The 15,612-nt window shown below is 62.3% G+C and carries 15 protein-coding genes; 6 read left to right on the forward strand and 9 right to left on the reverse strand.

The window, feature by feature from the left end; translation table 11 throughout:
* The first annotated feature begins 19 nt into the window (after window positions 1-19).
* A complete protein-coding gene (locus ABQJ48_RS30295) occupies window positions 20-1,027 on the forward strand; it encodes a GlxA family transcriptional regulator (protein WP_367841637.1) in 1,008 nt (335 codons plus the stop codon).
* A gap of 381 nt (window positions 1,028-1,408) precedes the next feature.
* Here ABQJ48_RS30295 and ABQJ48_RS30300 read toward each other — a convergent pair whose 3' ends face one another.
* The 5 genes from ABQJ48_RS30300 to ABQJ48_RS30320 form a co-directional block, all read right to left on the reverse strand.
* The gene (locus tag ABQJ48_RS30300) at window positions 1,409-2,560 is read right to left on the reverse strand and encodes an acetyl-CoA C-acyltransferase (RefSeq protein ID WP_367841638.1); all 1,152 of its coding nucleotides are present in this window, start codon (window positions 2,558-2,560) and stop codon (window positions 1,409-1,411) included.
* A 366-nt stretch (window positions 2,561-2,926) separates the two neighbouring features.
* Entirely contained in the window at window positions 2,927-3,946 is a 1,020-nt protein-coding gene (locus tag ABQJ48_RS30305) for a zinc-dependent alcohol dehydrogenase family protein (RefSeq protein WP_367841639.1), read from the reverse strand.
* Window positions 3,947-4,076: 130 nt separating this feature from the next.
* Window positions 4,077-4,508, reverse strand: coding sequence for a tautomerase family protein (locus tag ABQJ48_RS30310; protein ID WP_367841640.1), 432 nt, complete (start codon window positions 4,506-4,508; stop codon window positions 4,077-4,079).
* Between the two features lie 202 nt (window positions 4,509-4,710).
* A complete protein-coding gene (locus ABQJ48_RS30315) occupies window positions 4,711-5,595 on the reverse strand; it encodes a beta-keto acid cleavage family enzyme (protein WP_367841641.1) in 885 nt (294 codons plus the stop codon).
* Between the two features lie 46 nt (window positions 5,596-5,641).
* Window positions 5,642-7,048, reverse strand: a complete 1,407-nt coding sequence (locus tag ABQJ48_RS30320) for an NAD-dependent succinate-semialdehyde dehydrogenase (RefSeq protein ID WP_367841642.1) — start codon at window positions 7,046-7,048, stop codon at window positions 5,642-5,644.
* Window positions 7,049-7,214: 166 nt separating this feature from the next.
* Here ABQJ48_RS30320 and ABQJ48_RS30325 point away from each other — a divergent pair, with 166 nt between their 5' ends.
* From ABQJ48_RS30325 to ABQJ48_RS30345, 5 genes are all read left to right on the forward strand, one after another.
* On the forward strand, window positions 7,215-7,511 hold the full coding sequence (locus ABQJ48_RS30325) for a DUF1330 domain-containing protein (protein WP_367841643.1): 297 nt from the start codon (window positions 7,215-7,217) through the stop codon (window positions 7,509-7,511).
* A gap of 208 nt (window positions 7,512-7,719) precedes the next feature.
* On the forward strand, window positions 7,720-8,496 hold the full coding sequence (locus tag ABQJ48_RS30330) for an enoyl-CoA hydratase/isomerase family protein (RefSeq protein ID WP_367841644.1): 777 nt from the start codon (window positions 7,720-7,722) through the stop codon (window positions 8,494-8,496).
* A gap of 1 nt (window position 8,497) precedes the next feature.
* Window positions 8,498-9,784, forward strand: coding sequence for a CaiB/BaiF CoA transferase family protein (locus ABQJ48_RS30335; RefSeq protein ID WP_367841645.1), 1,287 nt, complete (start codon window positions 8,498-8,500; stop codon window positions 9,782-9,784).
* Between the two features lie 171 nt (window positions 9,785-9,955).
* Window positions 9,956-11,203 (forward strand): MFS transporter, encoded by a 1,248-nt coding sequence (locus ABQJ48_RS30340; protein ID WP_367841674.1) that lies wholly within the window; start codon window positions 9,956-9,958, stop codon window positions 11,201-11,203.
* A 181-nt stretch (window positions 11,204-11,384) separates the two neighbouring features.
* A complete protein-coding gene (locus tag ABQJ48_RS30345; RefSeq protein ID WP_367841646.1) occupies window positions 11,385-12,098 on the forward strand; it encodes a TetR/AcrR family transcriptional regulator in 714 nt (237 codons plus the stop codon).
* Here ABQJ48_RS30345 and ABQJ48_RS30350 read toward each other — a convergent pair.
* The 4 genes from ABQJ48_RS30350 to ABQJ48_RS30365 all read right to left on the reverse strand — a co-directional run bounded on the left by ABQJ48_RS30350 (window position 12,020) and on the right by ABQJ48_RS30365 (window position 15,596).
* The gene (locus ABQJ48_RS30350) at window positions 12,020-12,295 is read right to left on the reverse strand and encodes a 4-hydroxylaminobenzoate lyase (RefSeq protein ID WP_367841675.1); all 276 of its coding nucleotides are present in this window, start codon (window positions 12,293-12,295) and stop codon (window positions 12,020-12,022) included. The genes ABQJ48_RS30345 and ABQJ48_RS30350 overlap by 79 nt on opposite strands.
* A gap of 178 nt (window positions 12,296-12,473) precedes the next feature.
* On the reverse strand, window positions 12,474-14,159 hold the full coding sequence (locus tag ABQJ48_RS30355) for a cation acetate symporter (protein ID WP_367841647.1): 1,686 nt from the start codon (window positions 14,157-14,159) through the stop codon (window positions 12,474-12,476).
* Entirely contained in the window at window positions 14,156-14,479 is a 324-nt protein-coding gene (locus ABQJ48_RS30360) for a DUF485 domain-containing protein (protein WP_367841648.1), read from the reverse strand. Before ABQJ48_RS30360 ends, ABQJ48_RS30355 begins: the two co-directional genes overlap by 4 nt.
* Window positions 14,480-14,594: 115 nt before the next feature.
* Entirely contained in the window at window positions 14,595-15,596 is a 1,002-nt protein-coding gene (locus ABQJ48_RS30365) for an NAD(P)H-dependent flavin oxidoreductase (RefSeq protein ID WP_367841649.1), read from the reverse strand.
* Window positions 15,597-15,612: the final 16 nt, after the last annotated feature.

Consider the following 15,612-nt stretch of genomic DNA (forward strand, 5'->3'; position numbering starts at 1 on the left):
GGGAACTTCAGACACGCAAATGGCCATCGTCCGCATCTGGGTCTATGACGGAATCCTCGCGTCCGGCGTCGCGGGCCCTGTTGACGTCTTCAGCGCGGCCAATCAGTTCCATGCGCGCAAGGCTGCACCAGGCACGACATCCGCGCCCATGTTCGTATGGCGCGTGGAATCGCTCGACGGGCATCCCGTCACGGCTGCATCCGGACAGACCATTCAGGTCGACGGCAAGATCGACTCGCGCAAACGCGCGGACGCCGTGTTGCTGACGGCTCCGTTTCTCTCGAACCTCGACGAGTTCCTCGGGCGCCGCGAGCAGTTGAACGAGCTGTCTTCCGCGCTGCGGCGCCAACGCAAGGCAGGCGCCGTGCTGGCGGCTTATTGCACGGCCAATTACCTGCTCGCCGAGGCTGGCCTGCTTGACGGCCGCGCCGCAACGACGCACTGGGCGAGAGCCTCGGACTTCGCGCGCCGCTATCCGCGTGTCGAGGTTCGCGCACAGGAACTGCTGATCGCGCAAGACGGCATCATCTCGGGCGGTTCTGTGACGTCGTATCTGAATCTCGCGGTGCGGCTCGTCGAAACATTCGCCGGGGAAGAACTCGCTACGCTGACCGCGAAGGCGCTGTTGATCGACATGAACCGGGTTTCGCAGGCTTCCTTCGCCACGCTCATCGACGAACATGGGCATACCGACACGCTCGTCGCGCGCGCCCAGCAGCAGATGGAGGCTACATTGCAGCAGGGATTCCGGTTGAGCGATCTGGCAGCATCGCTTGCTGTCAGCGAACGCACGCTCAATCGCCGTTTCAAGGAAGCCGTCGGGCTGGCGCCGCTAACGTATCTGCAAAATCTGCGCATCGAGGTCGCGAAAAGGTTGCTGGAAACGCGGCCCATCGGGCTTGAGGCGGTAAGTCAACGTGTAGGTTATGGCGATATCAGCACATTTCGACAATTGTTCAAGCGCAAGACCGGGTTGTCGCCGAGTGAATATCAAATGCGGTTCTCGCGTGCCGCGGCGGAGAAATAGAAGCCGAGTCCGGCTGCAACGGCGGCTGAGGCCTCGCCAGATCGCACCACCGTCCTCCTCACTTCCATCCCTCTCGCCCCGCATCTTCCTTTTGTATCTCAAGGTACCTACAAACACAGGGCGACACGACAATGTTTGATACGACTGAAAAAGCGTTCGACGATGTATGACAATCTCCAGTTGGTGAGCTGGTGCCGCGCCACCCGCGTGCTTGGCCCTAAGCCTCCCGTTCGCACCGTTACGTTGCTGGAAAAACTCAATTGCGTCGATGCGAGCGGGCGCGGCGTTTCCGCTCGTCTACATCAGTTCAGAACGTGCCGCCACGTCTCGGGTGCATCAGCGACTCCGGCCGCCTATGGCCCACCGCGGCACCGTTTGTAGTCAAACTATCTCGAGCGCCAGTGCGAGGCCCTGCCCGCCGCCAATGCAGAGGGTGACGATACCGCGCCGCAATCCATCGCGTCGCATCGAATGGATAAGGCGTGTCGTCAGCACAGCGCCGGTCGCACCGATTGGATGACCGTGAGCGATCGCGCCGCCTTCCACGTTGACGATGTCCTCCGCCAGCCCGAGTTTTTGGATGACGGCGAGCGGCACAGCCGCGAACGCTTCATTGATTTCGACCCGGTCGACATCGGCGTGCTTCCAGCCCGCGCGTTCAAGCGCCATGTGCACGGCCGGCACGGGGCCGAGTCCGAACATGCCCGGCTCGACCGCCGCGACACCGAACGCGACCAGCCGGGCAAATGGCTCAATGCCACGCACCTCGGCAAAGCCACGCTCCGCGACTAGCATGGCCGCAGCGCCGCTGTTCAGCCCTGGCGCGTTGCCGGCGGTGATGGACCCGTCGGACCGGAACGCCGGACGCAGTTTCGCCAGCGTTTCGATCGTCGTCTCCGGGCGCGGCGCTTCGTCTCGGGAGAAACTCACTGTTCCCTTTTGTGCTTTGACTTCCACGGCTACCAGGTCCGCGTCAAACACGCCGCGTTCTTGCGCCCCGGCAAATCGCTGTTGCGAACGTACAGCCCAGCGGTCCTGCGCTTCACGCGAAATCGCGAGCAACGCGCGGGCATACGACCTGTGCGCCTGCGTCACCCGCGCGACGCGCGAACGGCCGGCGACGTATCGCGTGTAATTGACGTACGTTCGCGCGGGGCATATGTCCGGATCGACCGCCGCAGCGCAGGCTGCATGCGATTCCTTTGGCGCAACACGCTTTTCGGCCGCAACCAGCGACGCAGTGAGCAGCTCGACGTTGCAGTCGAGCACTGTCCACTCGTCCAGCCGATAGTCCGCGATTGCATCGTGCAGGACGAACGGATCGCTTTTCACTAACGTCTCAGCCTGCTGCTTCGACGCAACTTCATAAACAAGGAGGACGCCACGGGACTGTCCATTCTCGCCGATCAGGGGGCCGCCTATCGCGAGCCTGTCGTGTTCCCTGAGTGCATCTGCATAATTCTGGTGTTCGGCGCGGGCCGCGTCCACCCTGCCCCCGTCCTGAACGTATGTCGCATAGTTCACGACTTTCATTGCGCCCTGAGTTCCCGAGAGGACGTCGGAAAACGCGAGAGGCGGAGACCTGAGGCCCGCGATGCCTGGCGGGGGCGAGGACGCTGCCATGGCCGAGACCATGTCGGCAAGCGCAAGGCTTGCGATGCCTGCCGCGGCGCAGACGAGGAAGCGGCGACGCGCGGATGTTGCGACGAGACGTCTTCCTTGCGTTCCATTTCAGTTGATGGTTCGTTTAATGCCCTGCGTCGCCGACGAAGACAGCCGGACGCCGGCGTGTCGACGCTGAGGCAGCGCCGCAGAAGTCGTGGGTTGCTCGACTTGCCCTTTCGCGTCTATATCCGGGAGCCCTGCGTGCCCCTATACATCGCCCGACACGAGCAAGGCCTAGTGTTCCGTGAACGCCAGCAGCGGTTTGGCGTCGTGTGCGGCGCTTTCGGCGGCCGCGCAAGCTTCGAGTGCGCGATCGAGGCTGTAGCGCTGCGCTGCCGGCGGCTTCAACGTGCCCCCGGCCATCCGATCGAGCAGACTGCGCAGCGTCGTGCTGCTTTCGCTCAGCCCCTTGCGTGCGAGCCATGAGAAGATTAACCAGCCGCGCACCTCGGCAGCCGAGTAGACCAACGCCGGGGCGAAAATCGGCATCTCGAACGCCACCGGGTCGGTCTGACGATGCGACGACAACACTCCGTACACGAACAGGCGTCCGTTCGTGGCCAACTGACGCGCAAGCACCGCACCCGTGCGGCCCGCGACGCAGTCGATCGCGCTCACGATGCCAGCGTCGCCCGTGGCCGTCTTCAATTGCTCTGGCCAGCGTTCGTCAGCCGTGCATAGCACGACGTCGCCGCCAAGCGCCTGTATCTCGGCGACCTGCTCTTCACGGCGCACGAGGTTGATGGTGCGGAACCCCTCTGCTTTCGCGATCTGCAGCACCAGACGACCGACGGTCGAGCCTGCCGCGCTCTGGACCAGCCAGTCACCGCGTTTAAGCTGATGCTCGCACATCGTCATGGCCCATGCCGTCATCGGGTTGATCAAAGCCTGCGCAGCGTCCTCGTCCGAGATGGACGAGGGTACCGATATCGCGCGGTCGGCTGGACTGATGACTTGCTCTCGCCATGTTCCGGGCACATCGAGCAACACAACGCGCTCTCCTACCCGCGTGCGCGGCACGTCGCTGCCCACGGCGTCGATGATGCCGACGCCTTCGGACCCGGGTGAGGCCGGCAGTTCCGGCTGACGCTGGCGTGCAAAACGTCCACGGATCACATGCAGGTCGGACGGATGCACGGGCGTCAGCAGCATCTTTACGCGGACTTCAGCGGGACCGGGCGTGGGCTCGGGCAGATCACGCCAGTGGACTGCCTCCGACGGCTCGCCGTTGCGTTCGATTATCAAGGCCTTCATACGCGTATCCAGACGGTTGGGAGAGACTGGGTGAAAGCTCGGCTTTCACCGCAGCCGGTCGAGTCGAGTTTGCCAATAGCGTCGGACTCAATCGCATCAGACTCAATCGCGTCAGACGAAACCGCGTGACTCACCCTTCGCCCGGCTCATAGGGCGACGCACGGTTTTCGATCTTCCATTTCTTCTCAGCTTCCGTATCGGGCCGAGGTGGTCGAATGCCATCGATCAACCACAGTTCTCGCGGCGTTTCGCCGACATGCAGTTCGTAGTGATAGCCCCGCTCCTGGACAAATGGCGCGATTGCAGCGTTCGCCTTGCGCAACCAGGACTCCGTCCACACGGGGTCCCTGGAGATATGCCTGGCGAATTGATCTAATCGGATTCTGACAAAATCATCCCGCGATACACCTCCCATGAAGAAGGAGTCTTTCGGCTGTTCATGAAACAGCACGCCGACATAGAAGCGAGGGATGATGTAAATGTCGGCGATCCGATTCGCCATGTCCTGCTTGTCTTCTGCCGTGTACGCACCGACGGGATGATAGATATTCCACAAAGGCATTTTTTGTCTCCATGCATCAAATAGATGCCGCATTTCTTATGTCAGAACATCCCACTCTCTGGAAAGAAAAGACGAACCCGACATGAGTGAGGCGGCGTTATAGATAGCCTAAGGATAGGCTACCGTCTGGAACCAATGCTTTCGCAACGCAGCATTGATTGCGACTCGTCGCACAGGAGTGCGATCACATTGTCGTCCCGTTCTACTGGCGACGGGAAAGGACGAGTAGGCTACGAGCCTCGTCAGGTGTCGCCACTTCTCCGCCGATGCTTTGGACGATACTGACCGCCCGTTTGACCAGCGCCGCGTTGCCCGGCGCAAGTTCCCCTTTGGCTAGGTAAAGGTTGTCCTCGAGGCCAACGCGGACATGTCCTCCAAGAATGGCGCTCTGCGCCACGATCGGAAATTGGGCGCGCGAGATGCCGAATGCCGACCAGCGAGCGTTCTCGGGCAAATAGCGCTTCATCTGCAGAAGGCTCTCGGTATCGGCGGACGCGCCCCAAGGCACGCCAAGACATAACTGGAACAAGGGAGCCTGCAGGATGCCCTGCGTTTCGATCAGATGACGCGCCAGCCGCACATGTCCCAGATCGAATACCTCGAGTTCCGGCTTCACCCCTGCTTCTTCAATCAAGGTCGCCATCTTGATCAGATGGTCGGGCACGTTCACGAATGCACGATTGCCGAAGTTCATGGTCGCGATGTCCAGCGTGCAGATCTCCGGACGCAACTCGAGCACATGTCGCACGCGCGCCTCGGGCGACATCATCGTGCTGAGTTCGCTTCCCCGGTTTGGGTCTTCGTCGCTGGGAACGAATCGTGCCCCAGGTCCTGTCGTCAGGTTGATCAATATCGGACATCCGCTATTGCGGATACGCGTAACGACCTCCCTGTACAGCGACAATTCGGTGCTTGGTGCGCCGGTCTTCGGGTCACGAACGTGAATGTGCGCAATGCTCGCACCGGCCTCGCACGCAGCAATGGCTTCATTGGCGATCTGCTCGGGCGTTACTGGCACTGCTGGGTTCACGCGCCAGGTATCGTCGCTGCCAGTGAGTGCACAACTGATAATTGTCTTGCTCATCATGGTGTCTGTTCAAAAGAGAAAAGAATCAGGCGCCGCTGTCGCGCGTTCAGGCCGCCCGCGCGGGACCGAACGGTGACGCCCCGACAGGCGCAACCCTGATCAGCTTCTTGTTGACGAATTCGTCGAAGCCTAACTGGGAAAGCTCGCGGCCGAATCCTGACCGTTTGACACCACCGAACGGCAGTTCCGCCGCCGTGGCGAACGGCTGATTGATGAACACCATGCCGCTGTCGATCTGTGCGGCGACACGCTCGCCGCGCTCGGTGTCGGCGGTGAACACCGATGCGCCAAGACCGTACGGCGTGCCATTGGCGAGCGCAATTGCGGCGGCTTCGTCCTCGACGATGTGAAAGGCCGCGACCGGGCCGAACAGTTCTTCGGCGAAGACGGGATTCTGCGGCGAGATGTCAGTCAGGACAGTCGGTTCCAAATAGAATCCTGGACGCTCGACGCGCTTGCCGCCACATGCGATACGAGCGCCATGGGACGCGGCGCGATCGATCTGCTCGAGCAGCAGCTGCAAAGCGCGCTCCGACGAAAGCGGTGCAACGGCCGTCGCCGGATCGGCAGGATCGCCCGTCTCGAGCGCTGCCATCTGCCGCGTGAAGCCTTCAAGAAACGCGGCACCGCGTGCCTTGCCGACCACGATGATGCGCTTGGAACCTACGCAGCATTGCCCCGCATTGAGCATCCGCCCCGCGACCGCGCTCTGGATCGCCCAGTCGAGCGGCGCATCTTCAAGGACGATGAACGGATCGCTGCCGCCCAGCTCGAGCACCACCTTCTTCAGATTCCGGCCCGCGCGCTCGGCGACCGCCGCGCCGGCGCGCTCGCTGCCCGTCAGTGTCACGCCCTGGACGCGCGGATCGTCGATGACGCGACCGGCCTGTTCGATCGAGATGAACAGATTCGTATAGACGCCTTCGGGCGCGCCGGCTTCCTCAAACAGGCGCGCAAACGCCAGCGCCGATTGCGGCACGCTCTCCGCATGTTTGAGCAGCAGCACGTTGCCCACCATCAATTGCGGCCCGGCTACCCGCGCGATCTGGTAGTACGGAAAGTTCCATGGCTCGATGCCGAACAGCACGCCGATTGGCTCGATGTGAACGGCCGCGCCGGGCGCTTCCGCGAGCGGGCGCGGTTGCAGATAGGCGCGCGCATGCTTCGCGTAGTAGTCGAGAATGTTCGCCGATGATTCCACTTCCTTGCGCGCTTCGCCGCTGCGCTTTCCCATTTCCAGCGTCAGATAGCCCGCATATTCATCGGCTTTCTCGCGCAACAGCGCCGCCGCACGCGCCACGATGCGAGCCCGATCGCCGACCGGACGACGGCGCCAGTCGGCATCAAAAGCGCGCTGCGCGGCGGCGAGGTTCGCTTCGAGCAACTCGTCCGATATCTCGTCATAGGTGGCGAGCAGTTCGCCCGTTGCAGGATTGATCGTCGTGTACGGCATGAAGTTCTCCGCAAAATAGGTTGGCAGCGAGTCACCGCGTTGCCTAATGCTAACACCGTTAACACGTATGGTGTCCAACTTTTTAAGGCCAGGAAAAACCCTCATTGATAATTATGTTAACACCGTTACTATAGTCACGTATCTTTCTTCCGACTTGGGAAATGAAATGGCCAAGGGATATTGGGTGGCAGCGTATCGGGCGGTCCATGACGCAAGCAAACTCGCGGCGTACGGCGTCCTCGCGACACAGGTGGTGGAAGCGGCGGGTGGAAAATTTCTGGTGCGAGGCGGCGAGGTCGTTGCGTTTCAGGCGGGTCTCAAGGAACGGACAGTCGTCGTCGAATTCCCGAGCTTCGAGCAGGCACTCGCTACGTTCCAGAGTGAGGCTTATCAGGAAGCGCTCGCGGTACTGGGAGACGGCGTCGAAAGGGACGCGCGCGTCGTGGCGGGCCTCGATGATTGAAATGCCTACACTCTCCCTGTTGCGGATTTCCGGACGACCGCGGCCCGCAATGGGTGCCACCTGTGCCTATACGCATTGGCATTGATCGGTCACCGAAAACAGGCGCCATATTCGAGTTGATCCTGGCGTCGAATTTTTACCCAAATGTTATTCACGTTAACATTAATTAAGTCGGAATCGACGATGAGTCTGACGAACGGGAGCAAAAATGGACGAAGCAATTGTTCAGACAGAAATCAAAGGTCACGTGACGGTTGTCACGATGAACCGCCGCCCGCACAACCTCGTGGGGCCGACGCTGTATCGCGCGCTGCTCAATGAATTCGACGCGGCCGTGAAACGCGGCTCGCGCGCCATTCTGCTGCGCAGCGGTCTGCGGCACTTCTCGGCGGGCGCCGAAGTGGCGCTCTTTCCCGAACGCATTGCCACGCAGGGCAAGGCGTTGATGGACCCGCTCGAAGTGCTGCGCGGCTTCGAGACGCTGCCGATCCCGATCGTGGTCGCCGTGAACGGCACCTGCCTTGGCGGCGGTTTCGAAGTGGCGCTCGCGTGCGACTTCAGCGTGGTCGCCGAATCGGCAAGGATCGGCTCGGTCGAAGTGGCGCTCGGCCTGCATCCCCTGCTCGGCGGCATCCAGCGTCAGGTCATGCGGGCCGGCCCAGCGCGCGCAAAAGAACTCGCGATGCTCGGCCGCCGTTACGACGCGGCGACGCTCGAGCGCTGGGGCTTGATCAATCTGGTCGTGCCCGACGACAAGCTCGATGACGTGGCGCTGTCGGTTGCGCAGGAACTGGCGGCCGGCCCGACCGTCGCGCACGCCGCGACCAAGCAGTTGGTGCGCGTCGCCGTCAACGACGGTGTCGCCGCCGCCGACGAAGCGATGTTCGAGCTGCAAAAGCCGATCTGGGCGTCGCAAGATCTCAAGCGTGGACTGGAGGCCTTCAATGGCGCCGGCCCGGGCACTGCCATTTTCGAAGGGAATTGATATGGCCGGACCACTCGAAGGACTCAAGGTCGTCGATTTTTCGCGTGTGCTGGCGGGCCCGCTATGCGCCCGCACCCTTGCCGATCTCGGCGCCGACGTCATCAAGATCGAGCCGCCGCGACCCGATGTGTCGCGTGCCGCATTCCCGAATTGCGACGGCATGTCGGGCTATTACGCGCAGCAGAACAGTGGCAAGCGCAACGTCAGCATCGATCTGAACGCGCCCCGCGCACGTGAGCTCGTGCTGCGCCTGTGCGACGAGGCGGACATCATCGTCGAAAATTTCCGGGCCGGCACCCTCAAGGGGTTCGGGCTCGATTACGACACGCTCGCGAAGCGCAATCCCAAGCTGGTCTACGTGTCGATTACCGGTTACGGGCAGCGCGGGCCTTGGGCGTCGCGCATGGCCTATGCGCCGACCGTGCAAGCCGAAACGGGCTTTACGCACAACACACTGCGCCATTTCGACGGCACGGGCGAGGGACGCAAGTGGACTGATCCGCTGTCGCACGCCGACGTCTATGCGGGCCTGCAGGCGACCATCGCCGTGCTCGCAGCGGTGCGCAAGCGCGAGGTAACGGGACGCGGCCAGTACATCGACGTCGCGATGGCGGCCGTGATGCTGTCTATCAACGAACGCGCTCACCTCGATCTCGAGGGCGTCGACACGGGCGCGGAGCCGGGCATCCTCGGTGCCTCCGACGGTCCGCATTTCGTCGGCCCCGGTGGCGAGGAGTTCGTGGCGGCCCAAAGCATCGTCGGCAGCAACACGTTTCCGAACTACCTGCGCGCGATGCGCCGCATGGACCTGGCGCGCGACCCGCGCTTCAGGACCGCCGAGAGCCGCCTGCAGAACTATGACGCGCTGCATGCGGTGATCCAGACGTGGATGTACTCATTCCGGGACCTCAAGACACTCGACGCGCAACTCGACGAGGCCAAGATTGCCATTGGCCAGATCCGCACGCTGAAGGAACTCGCCGATACCGACTGGGCGAAGCAATGGGGCGCGGTGCACGAGATCCCCGATCGCCGAGGCGGTTCGTATCTGATCCACGGATACCCGTGGCGTTTTTCCGATGACGAGCTCGGCATGCGTAGCGCGCCCGCGTTTCGCGGCGAGCATAACGAGCAGGTGTTCCGCGAAGCGGGCCTGGCGGATACCGACATCCGCAATGCCATCGAGACGGGCATTCTGGTCGGCGGCCCGCCCCCGTCCGCAACGAAGATCGACGACGCCGTGCTCGCTCAAGCGCATGAGTTGCAGAAAGTAACGGACGAGCTTTGACGCCCGCCGTACGCCTCGCAGTACCTGGATCGACACAAGACATCGGAGGCCCGAATGGAAGTGGAAAACCAAGCCCGCATCGAGGAGGCATCGTCACATGACGACGACCTCCTTCGCAAGGCCTACGCTTCGGCGCAATGGAGAATACTGCCGATATTGTTCGGCCTATGGATGCTGGCGTGGGTCGGTCGTTCGAACGTCGCGTTTGCGAAGTTGCAAATGATCGTGGACCTCCGATTCAGCGAAACGGTCTATGGATTGGGCGCCGGCCTCTTCTTCGTCGGCTACGTGCTGTTTGGCGTCCCCACCACGATGCTGCAAAAGAAGTTTGGTGCACGCGCCGTGCTTGCTGGTATTGCCGGCGCCTGGGGACTGACAAGTGTGGCGATGACGTTCGTCAATAGCGCGCCGACGTTCTACGTGCTGAGGTTCCTGCTCGGCGTATTCGAGGCAGGCTTTTATCCAGGCGTTGTGTTGTACTTCAATGCGTGGTTCCCGGGAAAACGGCGCACGCGCAACTTCAGCATCTTCCACTCGGGGTCGCTCTTCTCGACGGTCACGATTGGTTTAACGGGGGGATTCGTGCTCGAGCACATGAACGGCCTCGCGGGCTTACAAGGCTGGCGATGGATGTTCTTCGCTCAAGCCATCCCTACCGTCGTATTGGCGTGCGGCGCATTCGTGTTACTGCCGGATCTGCCTCGCGGCGCCAGGTGGCTCTCGGCGCGACAGCGGACGCTCGTCGAGGACGATCTCCGAAGGAGCGCCGAAACGATGGACACCATCGGCGACGGGCGCCCCCTGTTCTGCAACCCCGCCGTCTGGATCCTGAGCGCCGCGTACTTCTGCCTCCTGGCCGCTACGGCCGCACTGTTTTTCTTCTCCCCGACCATACTCCGCGAGGCGGGCTTCGGCGGATACAAAGAGATTGGCCGCGCAGTCGCTGGCGCCTGCGTACTCGGGGCATTGGGCAATGTGCTCATCTGTAGCATCGGCGGCAGCCCGCAGCGTCGACGGCTCTTCTGCACGCTGGCGTCAGTCTTTACGGCGGTGAGCCTTTCGGGACTTGTTTTCGTATGGCATAGCAGTGCCGCCGCGACGTTTTTCCTGCTTGCCCTCGGCTTCGCAGGAACGGGTGCGGGTATCACGCTGTTCTGGCAAATGTCCGTGGGCTTACTCAGCGGTACATCGCTGCTGGTTGGCGTGCCTTTGATCAGTTCCGTCGCCAACGTCGCCGGCTTCGTTACGCCCTTTCTGATCGGATACGTCCGGGACGCAACGGGAACCTATGCGAGCGGATTCATCATGATTGCCTGTGTCCAGGCGCTTGGCGTCGTCGTTCTTCTTTTCGGCGTACAGCGCATTGCCAGGAGGCAATTGGCCGTTGACGATGTATCGGTTCGATGCCCGACGCCATAGGTCGACGCTGGCGTGGTGCGGAGCTCCCAGGCGTGCGCTTCAGCCTGACACGCAGCCACACTACCAGACCGTCAGATGGAGGTGGTGAGACGCCTGCTTGACGCATCTTCCGAAATATTGCGTGTCTCTTCGCGCAGAATTTATAATCGATTCCCGCTGTTGCTCCACGCACGAAGGTCACGTGAATCCTAAATCGTCTATCTCGAAGAATGCGGATTACCACCATGGCAATCTGCGCAACGCGCTCATCGAAGCCGGGCGCAGCGCACTCATGGATGTATCGGCACAGGACTTGAGCCTGCGTTACCTCGCGCGCATGGTGGGCGTATCGGAAGCAGCGCCTTCGCGGCATTTTGCGGGTATCGACGAACTGCTGGCCACGATCGCTGCGAGTGGATATCGTGACCTCGCTGCGCTGCGCGTTGCGATCCGTGAAAGCGAGGATACGGCGCTTTCGAAAGCGTACCGGATGATGCGGGTATACGTTGAGTTTGCGCAACGCCACAATGGCCTGTTCGGTCTGATGATCGGGCCTCGCATTGTGGCGCACCAGGCGTACCCCGAGCTCATCGAGGAAAGTAACAGGTCGTTCGGGTTGTTTTCGGATACGATCGAGGCGCTGGCCATCGAGAGTCATTGGGCCCAGGCCGATCTCAAACTCGTGACACACGCCGCGTGGAGCATGGAACATGGCCTCGCCACGCTAATTCTGGCGAACCGCGCGCCGCGCGCGGACACCAAAGTCGCAATACCGAGGTTGATCGACTTCGTCCTGATGACCCTGCTGAGCGCGATCACGGCCGGTCCGGATCATCTTCAGCGCGTGATCCAGCAATGCGAGCTCGCCGGAAAGTCAGCGGTGTCACGCACGGCTCGCAAGCGCACCAGAGCGTAGTCCTTGTCGCTTTCACGCTCCCTTCGCAGCCCGCAGCAGGATCCTTCAAATGGGACGATCATGTTGATCTGGCCGTTCGTATGGCTGTGGTATTGCCTCTTCACATCGCGCAGCAAGCCGCTTTCGAAGCTCATGTTCGACGTTTCGTTCGACGGAGCTTCATCCGTTGCGCGTACGCCTGCGTGTTCGCGCCGTATCGGCTAGTGAGGCGCGCTTCGAGCGCCGCGTCGAGCGATCGGCGGCTATCGCGGGCAGCGCGGTGTTCGCGATCCACGTGTCGAGCGTGGCGAGCGCGACGGCAAGCATGACCGCGACGATCGCCCAGCGGTTCTGTGCTGCGTCAGGCGCTGGTCGGCGCCTGACGCGCGCTTCGCTTCAGTGATCGACGGCATTGACGGCCAGCACGCCCGTCTGTCCGTAGAACTCTTGCAGGGAGAACGCTTCGCGCTCGCGCTGCGCTCGCACGCCGCGATCGAGCATCGAAAATAACCAGATGCCCACGAACGCGAGGGGCACCGAGACGAGTGCGGGATTATCGAGCGCCACGGGCGCATGGGCCTGATGCAGCACGTCGACCCACACCGACTTCGACAACAGCGTCAGCAGCACGGCGGAAATCAGGCCGAGACTGCCGCCCATCACCGCGCCGCGCGTGGTCATGCCGCGCCAGAAAATCGACGACACCAGCACGGGGAAATTCGCGCTCGCCGCGACGGCCGCCACGAGTCCCACCAGAAACGCCACGTTGACATGCTCGAACAGGATGCCGAGCGCAATGGCGATGGCGCTCAGGATCAGCGTCGCCACGCGCGAGATGCGCATTTCGTGTGCTTCGTTGGCTTTGCCGCGTGCCAGCCAGCATGCGTACAGGTCGTGCGACACGGTGGTCGCGCCGGACAGCGTGAGTCCCGCGACCACGGCGAGGATTGTCGCGAACGTGACGGCCGCGATGAAGCCGTAGAACACGTTGCCGCCCACCGCCTGCGCCAGCTTCACAGCGACCATGTTCGAGCCGCCGAGCAGATCGTGGGTGAGGTTGAAGTGCCCGTCGGCCGCCGCCTTGAAAAACTCGGGATGCTGCGCCAGCAACGCGATCGCCGAGAAGCCGATGACGAAGGTTAGCAGATAGAAGTACCCGATAAAACCCGTGGCGATGAATACGGATTTGCGCGCCTCCTTTGCGCTCGGCACCGTAAAAAAGCGCATCAGGATATGCGGAAAACCCGCCGTGCCGAACATCAGCGCGATGCCGAGCGAGAGGGCATTGAGCGGGTCCTTCAACAGCTTGCCGGGGGCCATGATGCTGAGCGCGCCAGGATGGACGTCGACGGCGCGCCGGAACATCTCGTCCGGGTTGAAGCCGAATTGCGCCAGCGCGGTAATCGCCATGAAGGTCGCGCCGCACAGCAGCAGGACGGCCTTGATGATCTGCACCCACGTCGTCGCCGTCATGCCGCCGAAGAACACGTACACCACCATCAGCGCGCCCACGACCACTTCCGCCATCCAGTACGGCAAGCCGAACAGCAGCTGGATCAGCTTGCCCGCGCCGACCATCTGCACGACCAGATAGAACACCACCACGACTAGCGACGTGCTCGCCGTCAGCAGCCGAATGGGCGCCTGCTCGAAGCGGTACGCGACCACGTCGACGAACGTGAACTTGCCGAGATTGCGCACGGGTTCGGCGAGCAGGAACATCACGAACGGCCAGCCGACCAGAAAGCCGATCGAATAGATCAGGCCGTCGAAGCCGAACGTGAAGACCATGCCGGACAGGCCGAGGAACGACGCCGCCGACATGTAGTCGCCGGCAATCGCGAGTCCGTTCTGAAAGCCGGAAATACCGCCGCCCGCGCTGTAGAAATCTTTGGTCGTGCGGGTGCGGCGCGAGGCCCATCGTGTGATGCCGAGCGTGACGAAGACGAACAGCAGGAACATGCCGATCGCGACCGGGTTCAATTCGAAATGATTGGGCACCGGGCCTTCGACGCCCGACGCATGAGCAAGTGCAGCCGTTGAAGCGAGCACGCTGCTGAATAGGAAACGGAGAGGCTTCATCGGTTGGCCTCCTGCATTGTGCTGGCGAGCAGTGCGCTCATCGAAGGATCGAGCGTGCGGTTCGCGCGCAGCACGTACCAGCCCGTCAGCGCAATCGCGACCGCGATAATGCCGACGCCCACGAGCACGCCAACGGTAGTCGTTGCGCCCCGATACAGCGGACGCGCCAGCAAGTGCGGCGCGAGCGCGACGAACAGAATGAAGCCGTAATACGTGACGATCATCAGCGCCGTCAGCGTAAAGCTGAAGCGTCGCCGCGACGCGACGAGCCGCCTGTAGGCGGGATTCGACTTGATCGAATCGATATGAATTTGCTGCATGCGTCTGTCTCCTGCTTTGGTCGGCTGATATGTGTGTTGACTAATGAAGCGAGTCTCGGTGGACCCGTTGCAACGGCATTACAGGACTGGCTGCTTGGTGCAGCGCTTGTTCTGATCAGTGGGTGGCGAGCCGTGACACGGCTTGTCGCATGTCGGCTTCGAAACGCTTCACGATGTCGGCGAGCGGTTCGATGCGATCGACGAACGCCAGTGATTGCCCCGCCGCGAGCAGCCCCTTCGACCAGTCGCCCGTCACGTAGGCCTCGCGGCCCACCTTGCCGGCCACCCACGGCAGCAGATCCTGAATCGTCACGTTCGGGTTCTGCGCTTCGATCTCTCTGACGGCGGCCGTCGTTTCGTTGCGCAGCGCGCGCGCCGTGTTGCGCACGGACGCCATGCACAGATCGGTGTCGGCCGGGCCCGCTTCGACCAGCCGGCGCTTGTAGTCGACGTGCGCCCAGACTTCGTCGGCGACCGCGAAGCGCGTGCCGATCACCACGCCCGCTGCACCCATCGCCAGCGCGGCCGTGATCTGCGAACCCCGGCCGATGCCGCCGCCGATCAGATACGGAATGTCCAGTTCGCTTTCCGCCCACGCGGCGTTGACGAAGGTCCCGACCATATCGAGACCCGGATGACCGCCGCATTCCGCGCCGACGATCGCCACGGCATCGGCGCCAATGGACGCCGCCTTGACCGCGAAACGCACCGACGGCACCTTGTGCAGCACTTTTATGCCGGCGTCTTTCAGAAGCGGCATGAACTCTTCGGGATTTCGCCCGGAAGTTTCGACGTACTTCACGCCTTCATCGACGATCAGCTGGAACACGTCGCGCGTCGTCTCGCCGGGCACGAGCTTCGGCAGCATCGACACGTTCACGCCGAAAGGACCGTCTTCGCAGAGGTCGCGGCAGCGCCGAATTTCAGCGCGCAGCGCCTGCGGCTCGGGAAAGCTCGCGGCCGTAATGAAGCCGATGATGCCCGCACGCGCCGCGGCGGCGACATACTTCGCATCGGCCAGCCACATCAGACCGCCTGCGACGATGGGCAAGCGTGTGTCGAATAGCTCGGTGAATCGTGTGGAAAAAGCGGCAGTGGAAAAAGCGTTCTGGCTCATGAACAGTCCTTTATGC

The organism is Paraburkholderia suaedae (assembly GCF_040812055.1).
In the GTDB taxonomy this organism is placed as follows: domain Bacteria; phylum Pseudomonadota; class Gammaproteobacteria; order Burkholderiales; family Burkholderiaceae; genus Paraburkholderia.